This is a genomic window from Streptomyces coelicoflavus, assembly GCF_003112555.1.
In the GTDB taxonomy this organism is placed as follows: Bacteria; Actinomycetota; Actinomycetes; order Streptomycetales; family Streptomycetaceae; genus Streptomyces; species Streptomyces coelicoflavus.
The window spans coordinates 179269-205729 of sequence record NZ_BEWB01000005.1; the positions used below are offsets into that span (position 1 = coordinate 179269).

Annotated in this window: 18 protein-coding genes; 4 read left to right on the forward strand and 14 right to left on the reverse strand. The window is 72.2% G+C overall.

The genetic code is table 11. The annotated features are described in order from the left end of the window. Positions 1-60 precede the first annotated feature (60 nt). The 3 genes from Sco07f_RS12665 to Sco07f_RS12675 form a co-directional block, all read right to left on the reverse strand. Positions 61-1221, reverse strand: a complete 1161-nt coding sequence (locus tag Sco07f_RS12665) for a glycoside hydrolase family 12 protein (protein ID WP_054102757.1) — start codon at positions 1219-1221, stop codon at positions 61-63. A gap of 259 nt (positions 1222-1480) precedes the next feature. Further along, the gene (locus tag Sco07f_RS12670; protein ID WP_007388158.1) at positions 1481-2506 is read right to left on the reverse strand and encodes a LacI family DNA-binding transcriptional regulator; all 1026 of its coding nucleotides are present in this window, start codon (positions 2504-2506) and stop codon (positions 1481-1483) included. A gap of 174 nt (positions 2507-2680) precedes the next feature. Continuing rightward, a complete protein-coding gene (locus Sco07f_RS12675) occupies positions 2681-3817 on the reverse strand; it encodes a DNA polymerase III subunit beta family protein (protein WP_174855346.1) in 1137 nt (378 codons plus the stop codon). A gap of 112 nt (positions 3818-3929) precedes the next feature. Between Sco07f_RS12675 and Sco07f_RS12680 the strand changes: the two genes are divergently transcribed. Beyond that, a complete protein-coding gene (locus Sco07f_RS12680) occupies positions 3930-4688 on the forward strand; it encodes a YqjF family protein (protein ID WP_108987891.1) in 759 nt (252 codons plus the stop codon). Between the two features lie 34 nt (positions 4689-4722). Then, complete coding sequence (locus tag Sco07f_RS12685; RefSeq protein ID WP_439959689.1) at positions 4723-5211, forward strand: SgcJ/EcaC family oxidoreductase; 489 nt, start codon at positions 4723-4725, stop codon at positions 5209-5211. 238 nt (positions 5212-5449) lie between these two features. On the opposite strand, the gene Sco07f_RS12690 is transcribed toward Sco07f_RS12685, so the two are convergent. From Sco07f_RS12690 to xylB, 7 genes are all read right to left on the reverse strand, one after another. Continuing rightward, positions 5450-6994, reverse strand: a complete 1545-nt coding sequence (locus Sco07f_RS12690; protein WP_108987893.1) for an ATP-binding protein — start codon at positions 6992-6994, stop codon at positions 5450-5452. Between the two features lie 4 nt (positions 6995-6998). Beyond that, on the reverse strand, positions 6999-11594 hold the full coding sequence (locus Sco07f_RS12695) for a tetratricopeptide repeat protein (RefSeq protein ID WP_244942041.1): 4596 nt from the start codon (positions 11592-11594) through the stop codon (positions 6999-7001). A gap of 161 nt (positions 11595-11755) precedes the next feature. Continuing rightward, a complete protein-coding gene (gene adh / locus Sco07f_RS12700; RefSeq protein ID WP_087792131.1) occupies positions 11756-13279 on the reverse strand; it encodes an aldehyde dehydrogenase in 1524 nt (507 codons plus the stop codon). A gap of 138 nt (positions 13280-13417) precedes the next feature. After that, a complete protein-coding gene (locus Sco07f_RS12705; RefSeq protein ID WP_087792132.1) occupies positions 13418-14677 on the reverse strand; it encodes a GAF domain-containing protein in 1260 nt (419 codons plus the stop codon). A gap of 131 nt (positions 14678-14808) precedes the next feature. Beyond that, positions 14809-15444 (reverse strand): N-acetylmuramoyl-L-alanine amidase, encoded by a 636-nt coding sequence (locus Sco07f_RS12710; RefSeq protein WP_087792133.1) that lies wholly within the window; start codon positions 15442-15444, stop codon positions 14809-14811. Between the two features lie 514 nt (positions 15445-15958). Further along, positions 15959-17167 carry an ROK family transcriptional regulator gene (locus tag Sco07f_RS12715; protein WP_108987895.1) on the reverse strand — a complete coding sequence of 403 codons (1209 nt, stop codon included), beginning with the start codon at positions 17165-17167 and terminating at the stop codon, positions 15959-15961. A gap of 249 nt (positions 17168-17416) precedes the next feature. Further along, the gene (gene xylB, locus Sco07f_RS12720) at positions 17417-18862 is read right to left on the reverse strand and encodes a xylulokinase (protein ID WP_108987896.1); all 1446 of its coding nucleotides are present in this window, start codon (positions 18860-18862) and stop codon (positions 17417-17419) included. A gap of 156 nt (positions 18863-19018) precedes the next feature. Here xylB and xylA point away from each other — a divergent pair, with 156 nt between their 5' ends. After that, complete coding sequence (gene xylA / locus Sco07f_RS12725) at positions 19019-20182, forward strand: xylose isomerase (protein WP_007447053.1); 1164 nt, start codon at positions 19019-19021, stop codon at positions 20180-20182. 153 nt (positions 20183-20335) lie between these two features. Here xylA and Sco07f_RS12730 read toward each other — a convergent pair whose 3' ends face one another. Next, entirely contained in the window at positions 20336-21604 is a 1269-nt protein-coding gene (locus Sco07f_RS12730; RefSeq protein WP_108987897.1) for an SWF or SNF family helicase, read from the reverse strand. Further along, on the reverse strand, positions 21601-24468 hold the full coding sequence (locus Sco07f_RS12735; RefSeq protein WP_167468097.1) for an SCO1167/SCO6262 family helicase: 2868 nt from the start codon (positions 24466-24468) through the stop codon (positions 21601-21603). The genes Sco07f_RS12730 and Sco07f_RS12735 overlap by 4 nt, the downstream gene beginning before the upstream one ends. Before the next feature lie 271 nt (positions 24469-24739). Between Sco07f_RS12735 and Sco07f_RS12740 the strand changes: the two genes are divergently transcribed. Then, positions 24740-24922, forward strand: a complete 183-nt coding sequence (locus Sco07f_RS12740) for a tail-anchor membrane protein (RefSeq protein ID WP_007447051.1) — start codon at positions 24740-24742, stop codon at positions 24920-24922. Between the two features lie 102 nt (positions 24923-25024). On the opposite strand, the gene Sco07f_RS12745 is transcribed toward Sco07f_RS12740, so the two are convergent. Together Sco07f_RS12745 and Sco07f_RS12750 are read right to left on the reverse strand one after the other, a co-directional pair. After that, positions 25025-25939: a hypothetical protein gene (locus tag Sco07f_RS12745; RefSeq protein WP_108987899.1), complete on the reverse strand. Its 915-nt coding sequence runs from the start codon at positions 25937-25939 to the stop codon at positions 25025-25027. A 143-nt stretch (positions 25940-26082) separates the two neighbouring features. Beyond that, positions 26083-26391, reverse strand: a complete 309-nt coding sequence (locus Sco07f_RS12750; protein ID WP_167468082.1) for a hypothetical protein — start codon at positions 26389-26391, stop codon at positions 26083-26085. Between the last annotated feature and the right edge of the window lie 70 nt (positions 26392-26461).

The window sequence follows — 26461 nt, forward strand, 5'->3', positions numbered from 1 at the left end:
GCCCGTCCGGGGCGGGCGCTTCGACCGGACGGGCGGGGAGGCGGTGGGCGGGGCCGGCCGTCAGGCCGTGGTGCAGGCGGTGCCGTTCAGCAGGAATCCGGCCGGCTCGGCGAACGTGCCGCTGTAGGTGCCCTGGAAGCCGAACGACAAGCTGCCGCCGGGGGCGATCCGGGCGTTGTGGCTCACGCCGGTCGCCGTGACGCTGCCCGTGGACGGCGTGACGGAGGCGTTCCAGGCGTTGCCGATCCGCTGACCGGAGGGCAGGGTGAAGGCGAGCTGCCAGCCGTCGACGGGCGCCGTTCCCGTGTTGGTGACGGTGACGTCCGCGGTGAAGCCGTCCTGCCACACGTTGGTGCCGTACGACACCTCGCACGCCGACGCGTCACCCGGCTCGCCGGGGTCCGGACCGGGGTCCGTGCCGCCCGGGGTGCCGTCGGTCTCGACGGTGGAGGAGAACGAGTTCACGGCCAGCCCGGCGCCGTTCTGCCAGGGCTCGAAGCCTGCCTGCACGCTCGTCAGGTACCAGTCGTCCTGGGCGAGTCCGCGTGCCACGGTCGCCCGGACGAAGTCCATGACGTCGAAGCTCCAGCCGGTGATCGCCGACGGCGCCACGAACGACAGCACGTCGTTGGAGCCGTTGCCGCCGCTCCACACCTCCCAGGTCCGTCCGCCCACGGTCGCCGATCCCACCGGCGACCCGATGGGCTGGATCGGCCCCACCTTGTTGAACCAGATCATGATCTCGGTCCGGTTGACCCCGTCGGTCCGCGCGGTCGGGTCCAGCCAGATGTCGTACGAGGCGTTGTAGACGGCGTTGTCGACGAAGCCGTAGGAGATGCTGGACGGCGCCCTGGAGACGGTGTCGAGCCGGGCGGGGAGGCTGGTGCCCGGCGAACAGTTCGTGTAGTGGCAGCCGTTGAAGACCGACGGGTACGACTTCGGAGCCCCGTTGGTCGGCGCCGAGCCGTCGGCCTGCGTGACGCGGAAGCCGGTGTCGGTGGCGGTGACGCACTGGGTGGCGCTCGAACCCCAGCGGTTGTTCTGGACGACGTACCGTCCCTGGATCGTCGTCGTCCCGAAGGGTTCGCAGATCGTGGTGTCCGCCTGGGCCGGCGGCGCGGCGGTCGCGAGTGACGCGAGGAGGGCGAAGGCCAGCAGGGCGGCGCTCAGGGCGCCCAGGAGGCCACGCCGGGCGCGGGCTCGGGGCCGTAACGTTCGCATGGGGCCTCTCCGGGGGTGCGGGGGGAAGGAGGGGGCCGGTGCGGGAGCGCTCCCAACTCCCCACTGATGGGAGCGCTCCCACTTACCGGTTGATTGAGGACTGTAGGAGCGGTTCATGTTCCTGACAAGACTGTGCGTGCCGAAGTTGTCGAACAAATCTCGAAGCCCCAGGTGACAGCCCCGCCCTGTGGGGAGCGCTCCCGGCGAAGCAGTCGCCCGAGCGTCGGCCCGGGACGCGCGGACCCGCTTCGGACCCCGCTCATGCGGAGTCGCGGATCACCAGTTCCGTGCGGAGGATGACGTGGCGCCAGGCGACGGGAGACTCCTCCATCTCCTCCTGGAGCAGCCGCACCATCGTGCGGCCGATCTCCTCCAGCGGCTGCCGGACCGTCGTCAGCGGCGGGTCGGTGGGACGGGCCGGGTGGAAGTCGTCGAAGCCGATCACCGCCACGTCCTGCGGCACCCGGCGGCCCGCCGCCCGCAGCGCGTTGAGCGCACCGGCGGCGAGCGTGTCCGACGCGGCGAACACCGCGTCGATGTCCGGATGCCGGGCGAGCAGACCGGTCATCGCCCGGCAGCCGCTCTCCTCCGTGAAGTCGCTCCCCTCGACGACCAGCGACGCCCCGGCCGCCACGCCCGCCGCCTCCAGTGCCTCCCGGTACCCGCGCAGGCGGCACTGGGCGACGTACATGTCCAGCGGTCCGCTGACGGCCCCGATCCTGCTCCGTCCGGCGTCCAGCAGATACCTGACCGCGCCGCGCGCGCCGCCCGCGTTGTCGGCGTCGACGTAGGTGACGCTCTCCTCGCCGGAACGCCGCCCCAGCATGACCGTCGGCAGCCCCGCCTTGGCGAGCATGTCCGGCAGCGGATCCTCGGCGTGCACGGACATGAGCAGCACTCCGTCGACCCGGCCGCCCCGCGCGTACTCCACGAAACGCTGCCGCTCGGTGTCCGTGCGGACCAGTGTGAGCAGCAGTTGCACCGGGGTGTCGGTGAGGGCGTCGCCGACCGCGTGGACGACCTCCGTGAAGAACGGCTCCCCGAACAGCCGCCAGTCCGGCTCCGTCATCACCAGCGCGACGGCGTCGGCGCGGTGCCCCGCCAGGGAACGGGCCGCGAGGTTCGGGACGTACCCCAGTTCGGCGATGGCCCGCTGCACGGCGCGGCGCGTCGAATCCCGCACGCCCGCGGCGTTGTTGACGACCCTCGAGACGGTGCCCCGGCCCACGCCGGCGAGGGCGGCCACCTCCTCCAGCGTCGGCGTGCCGGGACGCTGCCTGCCCATGTCCGCCCGCCTTCCCCCACGAGATCATCCGATACTACGGTGACCCGCGCCGGCCCGGCGGGGCGATCGCGAGGACGGGGGCCGAGGAGGAGGACGCGGCCGAGGCCGCGCTCGGGGCCGGTGTCCCGCGCTCGCGAGCCCGGCCGGCGCCGGCGGCCTCGGGGTCCCCGGCCGTCAGTGGTCCAGGCGGACCGGCATCAGCAGGGAGAACGTCCCCTCGTCGTCCGTGCGGCGGATCGCCAGCGGCGCCGTGGGGGCGGCCCCGAACTCCAGGACGAGCCGGTCCCGGTCCGCGGCCGCGAGCGCGTCCAGCAGGAACCCGCGGTCGACGCCGACGCTGTTCCCGTCCGCTTCGCCGTCCCCGACGACGGTCACCGTTCCGTCGTCGGTCGTCGCCAGCACGCTGACGTCACGCGCCGACGGGCCGGGCTCCCCCGCCTCGGCCGTGCGGACGGGGCCGGTCTCCAACGCCTCGCGGAGCGCGGGCACATCGACGACGACCCGTCGCCCGGCCGGCAGTTGGACGAGACGGCGGTAGTCGGGGAAGTCGTGGGCCAGACGTTGCCCCGACACCTGGCGCTCGCCCGCCTCCAGAGTGACGCGGTCGGTCTCGACGGCGAATCCGGCGGGTTCGTCGCCCCCCAGCAGCGCGCGCATCGCGTCGACGAGCGGGGCGGGCACGACGACCTGTTCACGCGGTCCACCGTGTCCGGCGGAGGCGGGGTCGGACGCGGACGCGGACGCGGAGGCGGGGTCGGAGCCGGAGGCCATGCGCGCGACGGCCATCCGGTACCGGTCGGTGGCCACGACGTGCAGCGTGTCGCCGTCGACGTCGAACAGAACCCCGCCGAGCATCGGCAGTTCGGGGTCCTTGCCGACGGCGAAACGGACCGCGTCGATCGCGCCCGCCAGTTCGGTCGAGCCAAGGGACAGTCGGACAGTGTCGGTACGCGGCGAAGCGGTCATGGGGTTCTCCCTGTGGTCGAGTAGCGCTCGGAGCGTGGAGAACTCGATGCGGGCTTCGGTCAGCCCCGCTTCGAGACGGCGCAGGTGCGCCTGGAGCAGCCGTCGCACGAGGGCCGGGTCCGCGCCGGACCAGCCGGCCAGGACCAGCCGGATGTCCGCCAGCGGCATGCCCGCCCGCCGCAGCCGCGCGAGCACCCTGGCCTCGTCGAGCTGCTCCGGGGCGTACCAGCGGTAGCCGCTCGCCGGATCGACCCGGTCGGGGACCAGCACGCCGGCACGGTCGTAGAACCGCAGGGCGCTCACACCCAGTCCGCTGTCGCGGGCCATTTCCCCAATGCTGCGCATCTCGCTCTCCACGTCCGGAACTCTGAGCCCTTGACCAGGTCGAGGGTCAACCACGGGGTGTCCGGCGGTGGCCGGCCGGCCCGCACGACCCGTCGTCTGCCATTCTTGCGCCGTGCCAGATCCCAGCGCCGTCACCCCTGACGCCCCAGCGGCGATACGGATGCCGCTCCTCACCCAGGAGTGGCTCGACCTCGCCTTCGTCCACTGGGCCGTCGAGCCCTCCGTCGTGGCGGGACTGATGCCGAGCGGCACGGTCCCCGACACGCACGAGGGACTCACCTACGTCGGACTCGTCGCCTTCCGGATGCACCGGGTCGGGTGGTTCCGGCTGCCCGGAATCCCCTACCTCGGCTCGTTCCCGGAGACCAACGTGCGTCTGTACAGCGTGGACGCGCACGGGCGGCGCGGCGTGGTCTTCCGCTCGATGGACGCCTCGCGGCTGCTGCCGGTGGTGATGGGACGCGTCGGCTTCCGGCTGCCGTACCTGTGGTCCCGCATGACCGTTCGTCCGGAGGGCGACACCGTGACCTACACCAGTACCCGCCGCTGGCCGGGACCGCGCGGTGCCCGCAGCCGCATCACCGTGCGGACCGGAGAACGCATCGACGAGCCCACGCCCCTGGAGCACTTCCTCACCGCCCGCTGGGGCATGCACAACATGTTCTTCGGCGGGGCCGCGTACCTGCCCAACGATCACCCCCGCTGGCCCCTGCACCGGGCCCGGCTCGTCTCGTGCGACGAGGACCTGGTCGCGAGCGCGGGGATACCCGCCCCGACGGAAGCACCGGTCAGCGTCCTCTACTCACCCGGAGTGCCGGTCCGCCTCGGCCGCCCGGCCCGGCGGGTCACCACCGCGCCGGCCGTCCCTTGACCTCAAGCGCGGTCGAGGTACCACAGTGATCCGCATGAACCCGGAAGCCGTACCCACTGAAGTCGTACCCACTGACCCCGCACCCGCTCAAGCCGCACCCACTGAGCCCGCACCCACTGAGCCCGCACCCACCGAAGCCGAGTCCGCGGACATCGAGGCCATCGAGCACGTCGTGGCCACCGTCGAACGCACCCAGCGTGCCAAGGACGCCGAAGGATTCCTCGCCCTCTTCCATCCCGACGCGCTCTGGACCACCGCCCACGGGAAGGTGCTGCTCGGCCTCGACGCGATCGCCGCGTTCACCCGCGCGGTGCTGCCGGACGCCGTCTGGGACGGCGACGTCACCTACGAGGTGGCACACACGCGGTTCCTGCGCCCCGACGTGGCGGCGGTCAAGGTCCGGCAGGTCTACCACTCGGCGGAGGGCGACACGGAGGGCACCCCGCTGTACGTCATGACCAGGCAGGACGACGGACGCTGGCTGCTGCACGTCGGCCAGAACACCGAGGTCCGCAGCGGGTGACACCTGGGCCTCCTGGCCGCCGGGGGCCTCAACGGCTCCCACGCCGGTGCGACGCCGACGGCACGGCCCGGCGAACCCGGGGTCGACGATCCGGCGCGGCTCCCCGTGTCGCAGCAGCGCGGCGGCGTCCCCGGCCTGCTTCCGGCGCGGTGCGCCACGGACCTCCGCCCGCCCACGAGTACGGCGACATCGTGCGGATCTCCAGCCCGCGCCTCGGTGCGCCGGTCGGCGGCCCGGCTCAGGCCCCGGCCGGGGCGCCGTCGATCCGGTCCAGGACCGCCATCAGTTCGTCGCAGTAGGTGCGGAACATGGACTGCTCCAATGGCGTCACCACACCCATGCGGTTGTGCACCATGGGGTTGCGCACCTTCGCGAGCAGGGCGAACCGTGTCTCCCAGTACGCTTTGTCGCGGCCGAGGAGCTTGCCGAACACGTCCCAGTGCGAGGCCATCAGGTCGTAGAGATCGCGCGGGTAGGTGAAGTCGAGAAGCCGCTCGGAGGCACGGTCGCCGTAGGTGCGCGACTCGCGGTCGCGCAGCTCGGAACACTTGTCGAGCAGCGGAGCGACCTTGGGACCGCGGGCCTTGCGCAGACCGGCCTCCCAGTCCTTGCCGTACCGCTCGGTGAATCCGCTCTCGATGAGATCGCGGACACGACGCTCGACGGTCATCCAGTTGTCCCAATGACCGAGACCGCGCCCGATCGTGGTCAGATAGTGCTGGAAGTTCAAGGAGAACGCTTGGTAGGTGTCCCCGCGGACCACCAGTAATCCTTGTTGCAGCAGGACCTGGGCATCCTCCGGAGTGACCTCGAGCTGCGGGCCGAGCACGACCTCGAGGATGGCCCGCAGCCGTCCGTCCGCCCTGAGGAGGTCCACGAGGTCCCGGTAGTAGTAGTGGAACTCGGCCGGGAGCGGGCCCGCGTGTCGCTCGACCGCCTGTGCCAGGGGGCTCTCCGGCGGGCCGGCGGAGCACACCCGGTCCAGGAGGACGCTGGCCAGGTAGGGGTGCCCACCCGTCAGCTCGGCCAGCCGGTCCACAGGACCCGGGGGATTGGCGGCACGGGACGCCAGCCGGGTGAGGTCGCCGTCGTCGAAGCAGGTGAGGAACACCGAGCGGAAAATGCCGGCGAAGGTCGACTCGTCGGGATCGGCCATGTCCACGATGTCGCGCAGCTCGCGGCGCGACGTGGTGACGAGGCCGATGTTCCAGTCCAGGTTGTACGCCATCTCACGCAGCGCCTGGAAGGTTCCGGGCCGGTCGCGGAACACCTCGCGTGCCGCGTCGAACTCGTCGAGCACCAGCACCACGCGCCAGTCGCGGCGCCGCACCAGTCGCAGGAACTCCTGTGTCTCCACCTGAACTTCGATCCACGGTGCGCCTTCCGCCAGCGCGCGGTCGCGGGCGCGGACGAGGCGCCGGTCGCCGACGGAGTCGGGAGCAGCCTCTTCGATGAGTTCCCACACGTCGTCGACCAGCCGGCGCAGCACCTTCTCGATGCCGCCCTGGGTACGGACGTTCATCCACACCGGCAGCATCCGCGGGTACATGACGCGGGCGTTGGGTCGCATGAACAGGTGGTAGGCGAGTGAGGACTTGCCGATGCGCGGCGGCCCGATGATCGCCGTCGCCCCGGCGACCGGCTGCTCCAGAACTCGTTCCCGTACGATACGCAGCTGCTCCGCGCGGCCCACGTGCGCGTCTCCGTGCACGGGGTGCCCGACCGTGGCGAACGGGTTGGCGCGCCCCTGACCGGGAAGGGAGACGTGTGAGAGGTCCTCCATGCGCTCAGGCCCTTCTGTGGGACAGCCACTCGGTGAACAGCCCCACCTTGATGCGGTAGCGGCCCTCGGACGCCAGCTCGATCACGTCCCGCCGCAGCAGGTCCTCCACCACCCGCTGCCCGTCGACGAGTTCACGTGATTTGCGGCCGTCCACATACACGTCCTTGCCGACGCCCTCCAAGGCACCCTTCAGCACGGAGAGCACCACATCGTCCCGCAGCTCGCTGACATCGGCGTCGCCCGGGGTGAGGAGGTTGTCGAACTGCTCCTGCGGGAGGGCCCGTTCGCCCTTCACCAGGGAGGCGGCGACCGCGTCGACATGGGCGGGGCCGATCAGGGGCTGGCGCAGCCGGTTCATGTGCTGCACCAGACGGTTGCAGAAGAGCTGGATGTAGTACGGGCTGCGCGCGGTCAGCTCGATGACGCGCTGCACGGAGTCGCCCCGGTAGCGGCTCTCGCCCCCGGGCAGCGTGATGGGCTCCGTGATGAGGGCCTCCGCGGACTCCTGGTCGAGGTAGGAGACGGGTTCCTGGCGTGCCACCTGGAACTCGTTGGGGAACGCCTTCAGGAAGCGGGGCATCAGATCGTTGCCCACGACGACGCTGGAGAACATCTTCCCTTCCAGCATCGCCTTCCACGACTTCATGAACTCCCGCGGCAGCGTGCCCCGCTCAATGGCGGAGTACAACACGGTGAACTCGTCCAGCAGCAGCACGAGCCGCCAGTTCTGGTACGCCTCACTGCGCCGCATCCGCTGCCGCATGTCATACATGTACGCGTCGAAGTGCAGATTCGGAGTATCACTGTCCGTGAACGCGGTGAGGTTGGGACGGTCCAGGTCCAGCGGCGGGTGCCCCGCGTCCTCCAGTTCCTCGAGCCTGCGGTGGAACGCGGTCGCGATGAGGTACAGCAGCTGCCCGTGATCGATCTCGGTGGCGATCTCCAGCAGGCTCAACTTCGCCGCGAGAACGGGAGGCTTCAGCTCCTCCTGCAAGTGGTGCAGGACGGAGGACTTGCCGACGCGCTTCTGGCCGTAGATCACGACGCAGGTCGCGTCGTTGCGATGGAAGGTGTCCACGAGGATCCCGAGCAGCGCGTCCCGGCCGAAGAACATCCGACGGTCTCTGACGGGGGCGCCCTCGGCATACGGGTTGAGGATTGCCTCCCACTGCTGGACATCGCTGAGCTGGAGCGACAGCGTGCTGGCCTCGCTGGCCAGCATGCGCTCGGACCGCGAGGAGTACTCCAGACGGAACCGCAGCGTCGCGAACTGTTCGCGGATCGCCTTCGGTGTCACCGTGAGGGACACCGTGCAGGTCTCGGTCTGTTCGTCACGCAGTGTGTGCGCCACGGGGACGGGGCTGTCCACCCGCTCGTAGTCCTCGTCGTTCGGCAGCACCCGCAACTGCACCCCGCCGGCCGGGGACCGGTGCGGCGGATTGGTGACGGACAGCTGTACTTCGATGACGTTCGCCGCGTCCGGGGTGTACGCCGACAGAACCTCCTTGACCGCGAGGTCGGTGGGTTCGGCGGCGCGCTGCACCTGTGCGAAGTGTGCCGTCAGCGCCTGGTCGAGACTGGTCAGCAGCGGCACGAGGTACTCGACACTGAGCCGGGTCGGCAACCGCTCGATGGTGGCCACGAGTTCGCGGATCGACGTACCGATGCGCGAGGACAGCCGTTCCTGCTCCAGGTACGAGGGCTGCTCGAGGTACGCGCGCAGCTCCGCCAGTACTCCGGCGGCCTTGACCAGGCGGTCCCGGTCGAGCGGCGCGGTGTACGCCGTGTCGGACGTGCTCTCCAGGGCGTTGCGGTCCTCGGTGAGGGTGCCGAGCGGGTCGGTCCGCTGAAGCAGCGCCTGAAGGATCGTGCGCTGCTGGTCCACGAGGCGGACGTGATTGCGCTGTGCCTCGTCCCACAGCTGCCGGTACGCGTCCTGACTGGTCGACACCGAACCGTCGCTGAGGAAGTCGCGCAGCTCCCGGAACAGCACGTCGCGGATCTGGTTGTCCCGGTAGGTCATTGACATGATCTCGCGGCGGACCCGCACCGGCGACACCGAGAGAAGCCCGACCAGGCCCATGGTGAGGGGCTTGTGACGGCTCTTGTCCTCCAGGACCCAGTGCACGCACTCCGTGAAGGTGGACCGGCTCTTGGGCTCCTCCCAGCCGGGGTCCAGGTAGGAGGTGACGAACTGCTTGACCTTCAGCTCGGCCATGTTGTCCCAGCCACCGCCGAGCGCCAGTGCCTCCGTGTAGTAGGCGCGGGTGACGTCGGAGGGCCGCCGCTCGGCCGCGCACAGGTCGCCCATCGCGGCGCCGAAGGCACGCAGGGAGCGCAGGAAGCGCGGGTCGGTCGTCTGGCTGATGTCGCGCAGGATGCGGGCCGCGGACAGGTTGAACTCGGCCCGGTCGGCGGGCCGTGAGGTGCCCAGCCGCTCAATGAGCTTCGTCAGTTCCAGCACGTCCTGCTCGCCGAGCGAACCCTCCTGGATGCGGACGGCGGCGACACCGGCGTACTCACAGCGGTTGAGGTGCATTCGGATGACGGGGCTCAGAGACTCGGACTGCTCGGGCTGCCATTCGCTTCTGGCGAGGAGTTCGTCGAGTTTGTCCCACACACCGGTGCGCACCGCCTTGGTCACCGCGTCGTGGATGGAACGGAACTCGGGGTTGCGGGGCCCGTGCGCGAGGAGCCGCTCGGCTGCGTCCGTGGCTCGCTGCTTGTCGCGCTGCCGCTGGTAGACGGCGACAAGGCGTTTGAGCAGGCCGGTGCGGGTCTGGTTGGGATGCTCGCCGCGCAGCAGCTCTTCCAGCAGGCGGGCCGCCTCGGGAAGACGCTTGCGGTCGGTGAGGATCGTGATGATCATGTTCTGGTGCTGCAGAGTCTCCTGCACCACCGCGCCGGGCTCGCGCAACACCTCCAGGGCCTCGTCACTGCGCTGGTAGCGGTGCAATCCCCAGGCAAGGGCCCGTCGCGCGCGTTCGTGCCCCGGGTCCTCGGCGATCGCCTGACGGTAGAGGGCCTCGGCCTTCTTCCAGTCCTTGGACCGGGTGTCCGCGAACTGGGCCTGCGCGTACAGCGTGTTGCGCGGGCGGGACGGCTGCGCCTTGGGCGGCCTCGGCGCAGGGGCGGCCTTCGGTGACGCGACGGCGCCACCGCGCTCGGTCACCCGGGCGGTCAGCTCCGCCTCGGCATGGGCGACGATCCCGGTCAGGTCCGGATCGGAGGGGAACTCCGCGAGCGCACCCCGGGCGATGGCGATCGCCGCGGCGAAGTTGCCCTGCTGGAACTGCCGCCTGGCCGTCTCCTTCTGCCGGTGGAGGTCCTTTCCCGGAGTGTGGGGGAGGACCGGCGCCGGCACCGGCGACGGGGAGGCGGAGGGGGTGGGACGGCCGTTGGCGGCCGGTGACTCCCCTGAGCGGTGCGGAACGGGTACCGAGGCCGAAGGGCCGCCGCTGCGGGAGGCGGGCGGGAGGGCCGGTGCGGGGTGCGAGTGCGGTGACGGGGGAGCGTCCGCGCCGCCTGCCTCGAGGCCGAGCCGTTCCGACGTACCGGGGCTGAGCACGTCCAGGATGCGGCACAGGTCCCCCGGGGCGATGACCTGCCGGTCGAGGTAGGGCTCCAGGGGGCCGGCCCGCTCCGGGAGCAGCCGCGCCACGAGGTACAGCGCGGCTCGAGCCGCGACACGCCTCTGCGCGGCGTCCGCCTCGCTCGCGCCCGCGAGGGTGTACGCGGCCTCGGCGACGTTTCCCGTCCGCAGGGCCAGGTCCAGGAAGGCGCGCAGCAGCCGGTCGTCCGCGTTCTCCACCGGAGCCGTACGCAGCGCCCCGCTGAGCGCGGCCATCGCGTCCCCGGTACGTCCGCCCCGGGCCCGCAGCGCCGCCAGGTCCCACACGTACCGGCCGCCGAGGTGGGCGGCCTGTTCCATCCAGGCCTCGGCCTGCCGCCGAGTCGCGTCGCCCTCGCGCCACTCCAGCAGCGTCAGCGCGGCCAGATGCAGGCCCGGTGGGTACCCGCTGGTCTGCGAGGCGGCGGCGAGGTCGCGCAGGGCGCTTCCGGCCTTGGCGGCGTCGCGCGCGAGGCGGGCCGACTCCAGCCGGTTCTTCGCGCGGGCCAGGTGCTGCTCCACCTCCTTTCGCAGGCTGTAGCCCAGGTCGACCACGGGATCCCGCTTGAAGGAGGGTTTGTTGAGCCGTAACTCGGTCTCGCCGGGGGCGAACTCGGCGTCCAGCTCCGGCCAGAGCGGGGCGGCGTTCGGCTGAGCCGCAGGCGCGGCATCGGGTCGGCCCGGCACGGAACCGGCGCGGTCGTCGGACGTGCTGCCGGGCGCGCTCGGCGCCCCCGCCGCCGAGGGTGTGCCGGGCTCGGCGCCCCCGGGCGCGACGCCCGTCGGGCCGACGGCGGGGGGCGCGGTGCCCACCACCTCGATCAGTTCGATGGCGTCGGCGTTCACCAGCGACGGCCCGCGCTCCGTCGCCAGCACCACACTGCCGTTGCCGACCTCGACGAGTAACCCTCGCGCGGAACGGCCGCCCCCCAGGTGGACGATCACGTCCATGCCCACCTTGTAGTACTGCTGGATCTTCCCCGAGTCCACATCAGAACGGTAGCCCATGAGGACGCCTGGTATGGATGCTTTTGACAGCCGAACTCCGGGCGCTCGAAGGTGTTTCGGCAGGGTGGAGCGGGAGGGGTCGGGCGGGGCGGGCCGGGGTGCCTGGAGCGTATCGGTGTTTCCAGGCACCCCCTTTCGAGGCTCTAGAAGAAGCCGACCTTCTTCGGGCTGTAGGACGTGAGGATGTTCTTCGTCTGCTGGTAGTGGTCCAGCATCATCTTGTGGTTCTCCCGGCCGATGCCCGACTGCTTGTAGCCGCCGAACGCGGCGTGCGCAGGGTAGGCGTGGTAGCAGTTCGTCCACACGCGTCCCGCCTGGATCGCGCGGCCCGCGCGGTAGGCGGTGTTCATGTCGCGGGTCCACACTCCCGCGCCGAGGCCGTACAGGGTGTCGTTGGCGGTCTTGATCGCGTCGTCGAAGTCGTCGAAGGACGTGACCGACACGACCGGGCCGAAGATCTCCTCCTGGAAGATCCGCATGCGGTTGTGGCCCTCGAAGATCGTCGGCTGGACGTAGTAGCCGCCCTTCAGCTCGCCGTCGTGCTCGATCCGCTCGCCTCCGGTGAGTACCTTGGCGCCCTCCTGCCGGCCGATGTCCAGGTAGGAGAGGATCTTCTCCAACTGGTCGTTGGAGGCCTGTGCGCCGATCATCGTGTCGGTGTCCAGGGGATGGCCCGGCTTGATCAGCTCGGTGCGGGCGACGGCCGCCTCCATGAACTCGGCGTAGCTGCCGCGCTGGACGAGGGCCCGGGACGGGCAGGTGCAGACCTCGCCCTGGTTGAGCGCGAACATCGTGAAGCCCTCGAGCGCCTTGTCGCGGAAGTCGTCGTCCCGTGCCCAGACGTCGTCGAAGAAGATGTTCGGCGACTTGCCGCCCAGCTCCAGCGTGACCGGCTTGATGTTCTCCGAGGCGTACTGCATGATCAGCCGCCCGGTGGTGGTCTCCCCGGTGAACGCCACCTTCGCCACCCGGGGGCTGGATGCCAGCGGTTTGCCCGCCTCCACGCCGAAGCCGTTGACGACGTTCAGGACGCCGGGCGGCAGCAGGTCCGCCACCAGGCTCAGCCAGTAGTGGATCGAGGCCGGGGTCTGCTCCGCCGGCTTCAGGACCACCGCGTTTCCGGCGGCCAGGGCAGGGGCGAGCTTCCAGGCCGCCATCAGGATCGGGAAGTTCCACGGGATGATCTGTGCCACGACCCCCAGCGGCTCGTGGAAGTGGTACGCCACGGTGTCGTCGTCGACCTCACTGAGTGAGCCCTCCTGGGCGCGGACGGCACCCGCGAAGTAGCGGAAGTGGTCGATGGCGAGCGGAATGTCCGCCGCCAGTGTCTCGCGCACCGGCTTGCCGTTCTCCCAGCTCTCGGCGACCGCCAGACGCTCCAGGTTCGCCTCCATGCGGTCGGCGATCCTCAGCAGGATGTCGGAGCGCTCGGTCACCGATGCACGACCCCAGCCAGGAGCGGCAGCGTGCGCCGCGTCGAGCGCCAGCTCCACGTCCTCCGCCGTGCCGCGCGCGATCTCGGTGAACGGCAGGCCGTTCACCGGGGACGGGTTCTCGAAGTACCGCCCACGCGCCGGCGGCACGTACTCCCCGCCGATGAAGTGGTCGTAGCGCGACTGATAGGAGACGATCGCGCCCTCGGTGCCGGGCGCCGCGTAACGGGTCATCCTCTGTGCCTCCCTCATCGAGCGCTGCCCGCCGTTGGACAGCTCTGCGCGTGAGGCTAGGAAGCGGGAGGTTGCAGTGACGTTGCGTGCGCCGTCGTCACCGTCCGGTCTCCGGGAGGGCAGCTCGCCGGCCGGCGCTCACCACGTGTCCGACGCCGTCAGCTCGGACTCCAGCGCCGCGAGCCGGGAGCCGGTCGCCGCCGTGGGCCGGACCGCCGCGAGTGCGCGCCACACGTCGAGATCGTCCTCCCCCCACGGTGCGTGTACCCAGTCGGCCAGCAGGTCGGGATCGCCACAGGCGATCAGCGCCGCCCGCAGACCGTCGGCGAGCCGGCGCCTGAGCCGTTGCACCGCGGGAGCCTGCGAGCCGGGGAGCAGTGGCCCCGCGTACGCCGTCGCGGCGGCCGTGACCGCGCCGGCCCCCAGGCGGCGTTCCACAACGGCGGCGTCGGTCTCGACGGGCATCGTGAGCCGGTACGGCCGGGAGGCCAGCCGCCCGGGCCCCAGGATGCCGCGCAGCCGGGCCAGTTCCGCCCGCAGCGTCACCGGCGGCACCGTCTCGTCCTCGTACAGGGCACACAGCAACTCGTCGCCGGTCAGGCCCTCCGGGTGGTGGGCCAGCAGCACGACGATCTCACTGTGCCGCCGGCTCAGCCGCACCCGGCGGCCCTCCGCGTCCAGCAGCGCCTCGTCCCGGCCCAGCGCGGTCAGTTCGGCCGACGCGGTTCCGGGCCGCTCCGGAGCGAGCAGCGCCAGCTGCGACTCCGCGGCACGTGCGACGGCCTGTACGAAACCCAGGCTGTGCGGGTGTGCCAGACGGTCCCCGCCGGTGATGTCCACGGCGCCGAGCACCCGCCCGGTGCGGGGATCGTGCACCGGGGCGGCGGCGCAGGTCCAGGGCTGGACCCGGCGTATGAAGTGCTCGGCCGCGAAGACCTGCACCGGCCGGCCGACGGCCACCGCCGTCCCCGGCGCGTTGGTCCCGACGGCCGACTCCGCCCAGCGGGCCCCGGGCACGAAGTTCATCCCGCCCGCCCGGCGCCGGGTGGCCGGATGCCCCTCGACCCACAGCAGTCTGCCGTGCGCGTCGCACACCGCGAGCAGATGCTCGCCGTCGGCGGCGAACGTGCCAAGGAGCTCCCGGACCAGTGGCATCACCCGGGCCAGGGGGTGTTCGGCCCGGTAGGCGCCGAGGTCACCGTCCATCAGTTCCACGTTCGCGGTGCCGTCCGGGCCGACGCCCGCCCGGACGGATCGCCGCCACGAATCCGCCACGACGGCGCGCACGGGACGCGGCACCGTCCCCGCTTCGGTGAACGTCTCGTGGGCCCGACGCAGGGTGCGCGCCCGCTCCACGGGGTCGGCCCCCGGTTCCAGAGCCAGCCATGAATCGGTCAACTCGGCCTCCCCGGACGTTCCTGCGGTTCGGGACATCGTGACTCCGTGCTTACGCTCGGACAACCACTTCGACCAGCCGGATCACCCGAATACGGTGTTCCGGGTGGACGGGGCGGAGCACGGCGGGCGGGTCAGGCGAAGTTGACGAGTCTGATGTAGCGGGTCCAGTCCCAGAAGGGTCCCGGGTCCGTGTGGTCGCTGCCTGGCACCTCGTGGTGCGCGATGATGTGCGTGCGGTCCTTGGGGATGCCGTAGGCGGTGCAGATCGCGGCGGTGAGCCGGGCCGACTGCTCGTACAGGGCGTTGGTGAAGTAGTCGGGCCGGTCCACCCAGCCCTCGTGTTCGATCCCGATGCTGCGGGTGTTGTAGTCCCAGTTGCCCGCGTGCCAGGCGATGTCCGCCTCACGGACGCACTGGGCCACGTGCCCGTCGGAGGACCGCACGACGTAGTGCGCCGACACCTGTTTCTCCGGATCGCGGAAGATGGACAGGGTGTCGGCGTACGTCTCCTGGGTGACATGGACGACCACGTAGTCGACGGGGTAGGCCGTGGGGCGGGTCGAGCGGCTGTAGTTGGACGCGCTCGCCGGCTGCCAGTCGAGGGTGGGGTAGCCGAGGGCGGTGCGGTCGACGGCGGGGTGGTCGACGGTACGGGCCTGCGCCGCGGCCCGTGTGCCCGAGAGCAGGGCGTACGGGACGGTGGCCAGCGCGGCGCCCTTCAGGAGCCGCCGCCTGCTCGGAACGGGTGCTGTCCCTTCGCTGTCCATGGGGATTGCCCTTTCGTCGGTGGGGCCCTGGGCCCGGTGGGGGGTGGGTGCTCAGCTGTTCGGCATGACGGAGCGACATGGTTGCGGAGCGGAAGCCGACGCGGACTTCCGACCGCCCCGTGGGCGGGGTGCGTCCGCGTGAATCACCGTACGGGGGACGGGGGTTGCGCAGTAGAGCGCCGCGCCGTTCCGTGGACAGGCACCGCCTTGTGGACAACGTGCTCACTCGATCGAGTGAACAGGGGGGCAAGGAGCGCGGGGGAGTACGGCGCTGATCCTCCGGGGATCCTGCGGCGGGGGCGGTTCAGCCGTCGCCGCGGAGTCGTCGCAGGTTGTGGTCGTCGCCGCAGCGGTCGTCGCGGGCGGTGGTCGGGCGACGGCACGGAGCCGTGCGATCGTCGCGCGGTCCGTACGGTCGCTCCGCTGCCGCTGCCGCTGCCGCTGCCGCTGCCGCTGCCGCTGCCGCTGCCGCTGCCGGTGGCGCTGTCGCTGGCGCGGCGGGGCGTATTGGGCGTCAGGTCCGCCGCGCCACCGCGCCCGGGTCGTCCAGGACCGCCCGTACCACGGAGTGCGCGGCGCCGAGCAGCGGTCCCTGTGGGCCCAGTTCCGACACCGCGACCGGGCAGGCCGGGCCGGCCGTGCGCCGGGCGAGTTCTTCGCGCAGCGACGGCACCAGCCAGGGCGCGAGTCCGGCCAGCGCGCCGCCCAGCACCACTCCCTCGGGGTCCAGCAGGTTGACCGCACCGGTCAGGGCGATGCCGAGCGCCGTGCCCGCCTCGCGCAGGGCACGCCGTACGTCCTCGTCTCCCTCCGCGGCACGCCCCGCGAGCAGGCCGACCCGGTCTTCCCCGGGCTCCACGCCCGCCGCGCGCAGTACCGCCTTCTCACCCGCGTACTGCTCGAGGCACCCCTGCCCGCCGCAGGCGCAGGCCGGCCCGTCGGGACGGACCGGCACATGACCGAGTTCACCTGCGAACCCGCGGGTGCCGCGCACCAGCCGGCCGTCGAACACCACGGCCGCACCGATGCCGATCTCGGCCGAGACGTGCAGGAAGTCCCGGGGGGTGCCGTCACCGAGCCAGAGTTCGGCGAGCGCACCGAAGTTGGCCTCGTTGTCCACGGTCGGCGGCAGATCCGCGGGCAGCAGTGTGGCGAGGTCCACGTCGTGCCAGTCCAGGTTCGGGGCGCGCACGACGGTGCGGCCGTCCCGAGCCACGAGACCCGGCACCGCGACCGCGAGCCCGGCCGGCCACAGCCCCTCGGCCTCCGCCTCCGAGACGACCCGCCCCACGAGACCGGTGAGCTGCTCGAGAACCGGCTCCGGCGAACGGCCCCGGTTGCTCCCGTACCGAACGGCACGCGCGCGTACCCGCCCGCGGAGGTCGACCGCGCAGACCGCGAGATGGTCGACGCCGACCTCCGCACCGATACCGGCCGGGCCCTGTGCGCTGACGGCGAGCGCGGACCCGGGCCGGCCCACGCGGCCGGGACGCTCGGGGCCCAGCTCCTCCAGGAGGCCCGAGCGGACGAGTTCGTCCACGAGGGTCGACACCGCCGCTCGCGTCAGCCCGATCCGTGAGGCGACGGCGGCCCGGGACAGCGGCCCCTCGGCGCTGACGGCGTGCATCACGCGCGCGAGGTTGCGGCGGCGCATCCCCTGCTGGGTGTCCGGCAGCGCGCGCCCGGGGCGTGCCGGGTGGGCTTCGTGCGGCGGTGCGGTCATGCCTCCGTCAGTCCTTGGTCTGTCGTCGCTCGGTCCGGTACCGGGCGGTGGTCCCGCCGGAGCGGCTCGCTGCCGGCGGCCCGGGAGGGCAACCTCGGCCGGTGACCACTGGCCGTGGTCCATGCGCTCGCCGGCCGACGCCGGGACGCGCCGGTCGTGGTGCCCCGAAACGACTTCACTTGGGGGCGCCCCGTCCCTCCGGCGTCCCGCAGGAACGGTTCACGCATGCCCGCCCGTGCGAGCACCTCCTCAGTGGGAGGTCGCGTCGCGTTCCAGCAGTGGTGCCGCGTCGGAGAGTACCCCGGTGATCCTGTTCAGCGTCGCCTCGTCCCGTTCCACCGCCTCGAGCACCGGCCCGGCGGCCGTGTTCCAGCGGCGGGCGACCGCGGCCGCGTCCTCCCCGGTCAGCAGACCGGCCGCCTGCGCGGCGGCACCGAGCGCGACCAGTTCCCTGGCCTCCGGGATCTGGACCGGGCGCCCCGACAACCGCCGAACGGTCTGCTGCCAGGCCGCCCCCCGGGCGCCGCCGCCGATCAGCAGCAGCGGCGCGGACGGGTCCGCGTCGGCGTCGAGGACCAGGTCGAGCGCGCCGAGCAGCGAGTGCACGGCGCCGTCGTACGCGGCCTGGAGCAGTTGGCCGGCGGTCGTGTCGTGGCGCAGCCCGTACAGGAGGCCGGAGGAGTGCGGGAGGTTCGGAGTGCGTTCGCCGTCCAGGAAGGGCAGCAGCGTGGTACTGGTACCCGGCTCAACGGCTTCCCGGTCCAGGTTCAGCAGGGCCGCGACGCGGTCGACGGCGAGCGTGCAGTTGAGCGTGCACGCCAGAGGCAGCCAGTCGCCGCGTGCGTCCGCGAAACCCGCCACGGTCCCGGTCGGGTCGGCGGGCCGGTGCTCCGAGACGGCGTACACCGTCCCCGACGTGCCGAGGCTCATCACCGGGACGCCGGGGCGCAGCCCGAGCCCCAGCGCGGCGGCCGCGTTGTCGCCGGTGCCGGCGGCGACGAGGGTCCCCTTGGAGAACGGCAGGCCGTGGCCGTCGCGCACGGTACCGGCCACCTCGCCGGGCCGCACCACTCGGGGCAGCAGCGCCGGATCGAGCCCCACGCGCGCGAGGATCCCCTCGTCGTACGCCTCCGTGCCCGACGCCCACCAGCCGGTGCCGGACACGTCGCCGCGGTCGGTGGTCCCCTCACCGGTGAGGCGCTCGGTGAGGTAGTCGTGGGGGAGCCGCACGGCCCTGACGGCGCGGGCCGCCTCCGGCTCGTGCTCGGCCAGCCAGGCCCACTTGGTGACCGTGAAGGAGGCGCTGGGCACACTGCCCGTGCGCTCCGCCCAGGCCTTGGGCCCGCCCAGTTCGTCGATCAGACGGCGGGCCTGCGGGGCCGAGCGCACGTCGTTCCAGAGCAGGGCGGGACGCACCGGCTCGCCCTGCTCGTCCAGCGTGACCAGGCCGTGCTGCTGCCCGCCGATGGACACCGCGGCGGCCTCACGGGCGGCGTCGCCGCACTGTGCCAGGGCGTCGCTCAGCGCGTCCCACCACTGACGGGGATCGCTCTCACGGGCGGTCCCGGAGGACACGGTGTGCGGCGCCTGACCGCTCGCGACCACCCGGCCGGTGGCCGCGTCGACGACCAGCGCCTTGGTGGACTGGGTGGACGTGTCCACGCCGACGACGAGCGGACCCTCGGCTGCTGACATCGGGCTTCTCCCTCTCTCGCGGGTCCTGGGACCCGGACTCACTCCTTCGGGGACACACCTTGTCCCTTCCCAGGACCGTGTGTGCATACTAATTTGTAAAGCGCCATGACGAAATAGTCGGCGGCGATTGATCGGCATCGAGTGAGGAGCCGCGGAATGAACTACCAGCCCACTCCCGAGGACAGGTTCACGTTCGGTTTGTGGACGGTCGGCTGGCAGGGCCGTGACCCGTTCGGTGACGCCACCCGGCGGGCCCTGGACCCGGCGGAGTCCGTGCGGCGGCTGTCGGAGCTGGGCGCCCACGGCGTCACGTTCCACGACGACGACCTGATTCCGTTCGGGTCGAGCGACGCCGAGCGGGAGGCGCACATCAAGCGGTTCCGGCAGGCGCTGGACGCGACCGGCATGAAGGTGCCGATGGCGACGACGAACCTGTTCACCCACCCGGTGTTCAAGGACGGCGCCTTCACGGCCAACGACCGGGACGTGCGCCGCTACGCGCTGCGCAAGACGATCCGCAACATCGATCTCGCGGTCGAGCTGGGCGCGAGCGTCTACGTGGCCTGGGGCGGCCGGGAGGGCGCGGAGTCCGGCGCCGCCAAGGACGTGCGGGACGCACTGGACCGCATGAAGGAGGCCTTCGACCTGCTGGGCGAGTACGTCACCGAGCAGGGCTACGACCTGAAGTTCGCGATCGAGCCGAAGCCGAACGAGCCGCGCGGTGACATCCTGCTCCCCACGGTGGGGCACGCGCTGGCGTTCATCGAGCGTCTCGAGCGGCCGGAACTCTACGGCGTGAACCCGGAGGTCGGCCACGAGCAGATGGCCGGTCTCAACTTCCCCCACGGCATCGCCCAGGCACTGTGGGCGGGCAAGCTGTTCCACATCGACCTCAACGGCCAGTCCGGTATCAAGTACGACCAGGACCTGAGGTTCGGTGCGGGCGACCTGCGGGCCGCGTTCTGGCTCGTCGACCTCCTGGAGCGGGCCGGGTACGCGGGGCCGCGGCACTTCGACTTCAAGCCGCCGCGGACCGAGGACCTCGACGGCGTGTGGGCGTCGGCGGCCGGCTGCATGCGCAACTACCTGATCCTCAAGGACCGGGCGGCCGCCTTCCGCGCCGACCCGCAGGTGCAGGAGGCCCTGGCCGCGGCCAGGCTCGACGAGCTGGCCCGCCCGACCGCCGAGGACGGTCTCGCCGGCCTGCTCGCCGACCGGAGCGCCTACGACACCTTCGACGTGGACGCGGCCGCCGCGCGCGGCATGGCCTTCGAGCACCTCGACCAGCTCGCGATGGACCACCTCCTCGGCGCCCGCTGACCGGTCCCGCCTCCGCGTGAAAGCTCCGGCCCCTCCTTCGCGGACGGGGCCGGAGCTTTCGCGGGTAGTCAGCAGCCCCCGGACCCGTGCGCATTCAACGGGACGGGAAAGCGACAAGGAGACAGTGCGGGGCAGGGCAGGACCGAAGGGGCGTCAGAGCTCGTCCCCCGCGGCGAGGACCGCCGAAGCCAGGGCCGTCGCCGGATCCTGGGCCGCACCGCCGACGGGGGCCCACCGGTCGTGCTCCCTGCGGTACGGCCACCAGCGCCCGTCGTGGTCCAGCCGGATCTGGTGCGGTGCGCCGACGACGGTCCACCGGTTTGCCCGCGCCCGCAAGGAGGGCCGGTCGCCCTCCTCCCAGGAGGACTCCAGTGCCGCACGCGCGCGTGCGAGCGTGTCGCCCTCCACCGCCCACTCCTCCTCGAGCACGGACAGGGCGGTCGCGCCGCCGATCCGCCACGCGCGTACGGCCAAGGCCAGTTGCCCGCGCGTGCGCCCGGAGCCCTCGCCGAGACGGTCCAGCACGCCCGGCCCGGGATCTCCCGCCGCCAGGCGCACGGCGTCCTGCGCCGCGCTCGGACCGGGATGCACGGCCTGCCGGTCGTGCCCGCTCCGCAGGGCTTCGGCGAGCAGGCGGTGGGCCTCCGTCGCGGTGCGGGCGGCGAGGAGAACCAGGGCCGACGGGTCGACGCCGGGCGGGGGCGCCGTCTCGGTGTCCAGGGACGGCGGTGCACCCGGACCCTCCCGGAGAGCGGGGGCCGCGGGCAACGGAGGCAGCACCTGCCCCACCGCGTACGCCTCCGCGGCGTCCACCCCCTCCGCGCGCGAAGCGACCTCCTCGGCGGGCGTGGAGCGCTGCGTCTGCAGGGCGTCGAGAACGGTGCTCTCCGCACGCCCCCGCATCAGCAGCAGGACGAAGGGGTCCTGGTCCAGCAGCCTGGCGACCTGGTAGCAGAGCGCGGCGGTGTGCCCGCAGTGGTCCCAGGCGCCGCAGTCGCACTCCGGTTCCAGGTCGCCCATGCCCGGCAGCAGGTCGATGCCCGCGGCCGCGGCGTCCTCCACCAGGTGCGGCGGCATGTCGCGGTCCAGCAGCGCCGCGACATGCCCGGACCGCTCGATCGCCATGTCGACAAAGCGGTCCCATTGCGCGTCGGAGAGCCGCTCCAGCAGCACGTCGGCCCGATGTGCCGTACGGTCCCGGTCCTGGACCACCGCGGTGATGCGTCCCGGCCGCACGGAGACCGCGCCGACCGCTCCCGCGCGTGCGAGGCGGCGCCCCGCCTTCACCTGGGCCGTGTCCATCGCCGCGTCCTCCAGGGCCTTCAGCCAGGCGCGGCCCCACCAGGTCTGCGCGAAGCCCCGTCCCTGTGCGGGCGGCAGCGCGACGAACGTCCGTTCCACGTCGTTGTCGTACCGAGTCATCGTGTACCCCCTCGCAGCTCGACCAGATCGGCCAGTTCCGCGTCCGTCAGCTCCGTGAGCGCGGCCTCGCCCGTGCCCAGAACCGCGTCGGCGAGTTCCTTCTTGCGGTTCAGCAGCGCGGCGATGCGGTCCTCGATGGTCCCCTCGGCGATCAGCCGGTGCACCTGCACGGGGCGGGTCTGCCCGATGCGGTGGGCGCGGTCGGTGGCCTGTGCCTCGACGGCCGGGTTCCACCAGCGGTCGTAGTGCACGACGTGTTCCGCGCGCGTGAGGTTCAGTCCGGTGCCGGCCGCCTTGAGCGACAGCAGGAAGACCGGAACCTCGCCGTCCTGGAACCGCCGCACCAGCGACTCGCGGGCGGTGACGGACGTGCCGCCGTGCAGGAACAGCGACGGCACGCCGCGCGCGGCCAGATGCTCCTCGAGGAGCCGCGCCAGCTGCACGTACTGAGTGAACACCAGCACGCTCGTGTCCTCCGAGAGGATCGTGTCGAGCAACTCGTCCAGCAGCTCCAGCTTCCCGGAGCGGCCGGTGATCTTCGGCCGGTCCTCCTTGAGGAACTGCGCCGGGTGGTTGCAGATCTGCTTGAGGCTCGTCAGCAGCTTCACGATCATGCCGCGCCGTGCCATGTGGTCGGCCCCGGCGATCTCCGAGAGCGCCTCGCGCACCACCGCCTCGTACAGGCCCGCCTGCTCCGGGGTCAGCGACACGGGATGGTCCGTTTCCGTCTTGGGCGGCAGTTCCGGCGCGATTCCGGGGTCCGACTTGCGGCGTCGCATCAGGAAGGGCCGTACGAGCCGGGCGAGTCGCTCCGCCGCGGCCGGGTCCTGCCCGCTCTCGACGGCCTGGGCGTAATGCCGGCGGAAGGTGCCGAGGCGGCCCAGCAGCCCCGGGGTGGCCCAGTCGAGGACGGCCCACAGTTCCGAGAGGTTGTTCTCCACAGGCGTGCCGGTGAGCGCCACACGGGCGCGTGCGCCGATGGACCGCAGTTGCCGCGCGGTTTCGGAGTACGGGTTCTTCACGTGTTGCGCCTCGTCGGCCACGACCATGCCCCACGGCACGGCGGAGAGCCGGTCGCTGTCCAGACGCATGGTGCCGTAGGTGGTCAGCACGAACCCGCCGTCGGCCAGGTCGTCGAGGTCGCGGCGTGCGCCGTGGAAGCGGCGCACCGGTGTGCCGGGCGCGAATCGCTCGATCTCCCGCTGCCAGTTGCCCATCAGGGAGGTAGGGCAGACCACCAGGGTGGGGCCGGCGGCGTCCGGGTCCGTCTGCCGGTGCAGATGCAGGGCGATCAGTGTGATGGTCTTCCCGAGCCCCATGTCGTCGGCGAGACAGCAGCCGAGTCCCAACGAGGTCATGCGCACCAGCCAGCTGAGGCCCCGTCGCTGGTAATCGCGCAGTGTGGCATCGAGGGCGGCGGGCTGTGCCACGGCCTCCTGCGCCTCGGGGTCGGCCAGGCGCTCCCGCAGGGTCGCCAGCCATCCCGTCGGGCGCACCTCCACACGCCGTCCGTCGACCTCAGTCGAGCCCGTCAGGGCCGCGGCGAGCGCGTCGACCGGCGTGACCTTGTGGTCCTGCCGGGCGCGGGCGCGGCGGGCGTCCCCGGGGTCGACGAGCACCCACTGGTCGCGCAGGCGCACGACGGGGCGGTTGGCCTCGGCGAGCAGGTCCAGCTCCTCGCGCGTGAGTCCCTTGCCGCCCAGGGCGAACGTCCAGTTGAAGGCGAGCAGCGCGTCTGCCGACAGGAACGACCGGCCGGCCTGGGACGCGGTCGCACCCGACGCCGGGTCGCCGTCGGGCGGCCCGACCTCGGCACGCTCCGTCAGACCCCGGGCCAGTTCCCTCGGCCAGTGGACGTCGACTCCCGCGCCGGCGAGCGCCTCGGAGCCGGCTCCGAGAAGCTCGGCCACCTCCTCGTCGGTGAGCTCGACGGCGTCCGGTACGGCGGCAGACAACAGGGGCGTGAGGGAGGACCAGGCCCGCGCCGCCCGGCGCAGGGAGAGCAGGGCGTCCATCCGCGCGCGCGTGCCGAACGCCTCGCCCACGGTACCGGCCCACACCTGAGCGGTGTCCGCGACGAGTGCGGGATCGCTGACACTGTGCACCTGGGGCACCACCCGGAACGTCGGCCTGGCGTCCGAGGAAGCCGACGCAGACAGCCCGCGCACCTCGATGCGCAGGGACAGCCGCACGCCCGCGTCGTGTCCGGCGGCGACGTCCGAGGCCCACTCACGCAACTCGGGCGACCGCTGGGGCTCCCAGGAGGCATAGGCGGGCCCGGCCGTCAGGAGTTCGGCGGCGGGGGAGCGGGGCAGCGTGTCCGCGACGGCGTCCAGGAAGGACCGCACCAGGCCTTCCGGGTCGGGCAGCCGCAGGGGGCCGGTGCCGTCCACCGGGACCGCGTGCGCCTCGGGCGGCATGGCCGCGGCGAGATGGCGGATCCGCTCGGTCTGCTCCGCATCCAGCGGTCCCGCACGCCAGGCGTCGTGGTCGGCCGCGGACAGGCCGGGCAGCAACAGCCCACGCGCCACGAGGTGCAGCGCCTCGACGGTGACCGCACCCCAGAAGACCGATGCCCGGTGGCCGTCGGTGCCGGCACGCGCGCGTGTGAGCACCGGCAGGGCGGTCCGTAGCGGCAGCAGCACCGCGGGCACGCTGACCGCCTCCACGCCGTCGCCGCCGGGCAGCACGACCGTCAGGCTTCTCGGAGTCCCCGACGGGAGGGCACTGGGTGCTTCGCCGTCGGGCCGCCAGAACGCGACCGTGCTGGTGCGGGCCGGTTCGCCGGGCAGGAAAACAGCGCAGCAGCCGACGAGCGCGGAGATCTCGGAAGGGGTGGGAGAAGAATCCTTCTGCGCAGCGATGACTTATTCCTCAAATTTGACTAGCTGGGATGCGGCGGCCGATCGTACCTGATCGTCGGCAACGCGAGCCGCGAACGGGATATGGCATGAGTCACTCTTCAGAAGGGGAGAGGCTTCTTCGGTGTCTCCGCGGACTCTGCCGACGGTGTGCTCTCAGGGACGCGTAGGGGTCGGTCCTCAGGGAGTTCTCAGGGTCGGTGCACGGAACCGCCGGGAGCGCGTGCCCGTTTTCAGGACAGAGAGCGGCAGTGGCCGCGAAGGAGGCGACACCATGTCGAAGAACGCCAAGGTCGCAGCAGGTGGTGTGGCGGCCGGGCTCATCCTGCTGATCTGGCTGCCCTGGTGGGCCGCCCTGCTCATAGTTCTGGGAGTCCCGGCCGCCGCTTACCTCGCCCTGGACCCCTCGCAGCGACGCAGGCTGCGCCGTGTCTCGCGCAGGGAGATAGGGCGTTGAGGCGCTGACGCCGCGACGCCCTCTGCCCGGGGTGCCGGGGGCGCGGGCCGGGGCGGCGAGGACCGGAAGGGTTTTCCTGCCGGAGGCCTTCCCCGTTCATGCTCAGCTAGGACGTACCGCCATCCTGTCCAGCGCCTCCAGGAGTCCGGGCAGCGACGGGCCTCGCCCCACCGGAAGGACCTCGCCGGGCTCCTCGTCGAGCAGGATGAACGCGATGTCGTCGGTCCTGGCGACGAGCGACCAGCCGGGGCCGTCCGCACGCAGCGTCCGCGCGTCACCCGGAGCGAACGACGACCGGACCCGGCCGAGCGGCGGCGGAGTGTCGACGTAGGCGCGGGCCTCGGTGAGCACCCGCCGGACGCCGTCGTGTCCAGAGGTGCCCGCGCCGGTCCGGTCGTCCGCGGCGGCGCGACCGCCCGAGGCGTCGGCCCGTGCGCCTTCGTCGCTGCTCGCTCCGGTTTCCCCCGCGCGGGGGGCGCCGTCCGCCGAACCGGTGTCGCCGTCCCGCGTCGGGAACTCCGCGTCGTCGATCTGCTCCCGCCACTGCGCCCACTGCAGGGCGATCTCGTCGGCCCCCAGACGGCGCTGAGCCGGGCCCCAGACAGTGGTGTCCGGCGGGCACAGCGCGGGCCGGTCGGCGGAGTCGGGTTCCGGGTCGTGCGGCACGGGCACACCGGGTGCCGCCACGGCGACCGCGAGAGGCCAGCCGGGCAGTGCGGTGACGACCGAACGCTCGTCCGGGGACAGGTCGTACTCCATGCCGCAGTCCCAGGACGCCACCGCGACGGCGACCAGCGAGACGTCGTCGACCACGACGGTCCACCGGGCGCCGTCACCGTCCTGACCGAGCACCAGACCGTAGCCGTCGGCCAGCGGCGGCAGACCGAGTGCGGCGCACGCCTCCGGGTAGTCGTCGCCCAGCACACTCGGAAACTTCGCCGGCGTCAGCAGCACCGCCGTGAGCACATAGAGCGCATCGTCCGCGGCGGCGACGGCGTCCTCGTCCGTCCCGGCCATCCCAGCCTCCCCATCGGTTTGTCCAATGGCGGGCACCCTAGTGTGCCCGGGAAGCCCTTGTCACGACTCCCAGACGCACCCGAGCTGCAGTTTTCCGGTTGGACGGGGGCGAATCGACCACTCGCCACCGGGGGAGGCGGCACTCAGGTCACGGGCAGCCCCAGGAGTGCGCGGGCCACGTCCCGCGGCGGCTCGTCCCGTTCCCGCGCGAGCGCGATCACGGCTCGGCACGCCAGTTCGTTGACCCCGAAGGAGAGGGCCTCCGGCGACACCCGGCCCGCCGCCTCGTCGATCCGGTCCTGGTCGTCGTCCACACACGCCGAGACGTACGCGGCCGCGGCCTCGAACAAGTTGTGGGAACGCGACCCGCCCCCCGTCCGCTGGTTCTTCGCCGCTTCCGAGCGCCGGGCGGTGCGGGATCTGTCCCAGGCCCCGCGGATCCTGTCGAACAAATGGATCACCCTCCCCTTGTGATCACCCTGCCTGGCGGTACATGTCCTGCTACTCAACGTAGAGTCGAAG

What these genes read in the sequence shown, in the direction of transcription:
- Sco07f_RS12665 (WP_054102757.1), bottom strand. Translation starts at nt 1,221, where the DNA reads ATGCGAACGTTACGGCCCCGAGCCCGCGCCCGGCGTGGCCTCCTGGGC.
- Sco07f_RS12670 (WP_007388158.1), bottom strand. Translation starts at nt 2,506, where the DNA reads ATGGGCAGGCAGCGTCCCGGCACGCCGACGCTGGAGGAGGTGGCCGCC.
- Sco07f_RS12675 (WP_174855346.1), bottom strand. Translation starts at nt 3,817, where the DNA reads ATGCGCAGCATTGGGGAAATGGCCCGCGACAGCGGACTGGGTGTGAGC.
- Sco07f_RS12685 (WP_439959689.1), top strand. Translation starts at nt 4,723, where the DNA reads ATGAACCCGGAAGCCGTACCCACTGAAGTCGTACCCACTGACCCCGCA.
- Sco07f_RS12690 (WP_108987893.1), bottom strand. Translation starts at nt 6,994, where the DNA reads ATGGAGGACCTCTCACACGTCTCCCTTCCCGGTCAGGGGCGCGCCAAC.
- adh (WP_087792131.1), bottom strand. Translation starts at nt 13,279, where the DNA reads ATGACCCGTTACGCGGCGCCCGGCACCGAGGGCGCGATCGTCTCCTAT.
- Sco07f_RS12710 (WP_087792133.1), bottom strand. Translation starts at nt 15,444, where the DNA reads ATGGACAGCGAAGGGACAGCACCCGTTCCGAGCAGGCGGCGGCTCCTG.
- Sco07f_RS12715 (WP_108987895.1), bottom strand. Translation starts at nt 17,167, where the DNA reads ATGACCGCACCGCCGCACGAAGCCCACCCGGCACGCCCCGGGCGCGCG.
- xylB (WP_108987896.1), bottom strand. Translation starts at nt 18,862, where the DNA reads ATGTCAGCAGCCGAGGGTCCGCTCGTCGTCGGCGTGGACACGTCCACC.
- xylA (WP_007447053.1), top strand. Translation starts at nt 19,019, where the DNA reads ATGAACTACCAGCCCACTCCCGAGGACAGGTTCACGTTCGGTTTGTGG.
- Sco07f_RS12730 (WP_108987897.1), bottom strand. Translation starts at nt 21,604, where the DNA reads ATGACTCGGTACGACAACGACGTGGAACGGACGTTCGTCGCGCTGCCG.
- Sco07f_RS12740 (WP_007447051.1), top strand. Translation starts at nt 24,740, where the DNA reads ATGTCGAAGAACGCCAAGGTCGCAGCAGGTGGTGTGGCGGCCGGGCTC.
- Sco07f_RS12745 (WP_108987899.1), bottom strand. Translation starts at nt 25,939, where the DNA reads ATGGCCGGGACGGACGAGGACGCCGTCGCCGCCGCGGACGATGCGCTC.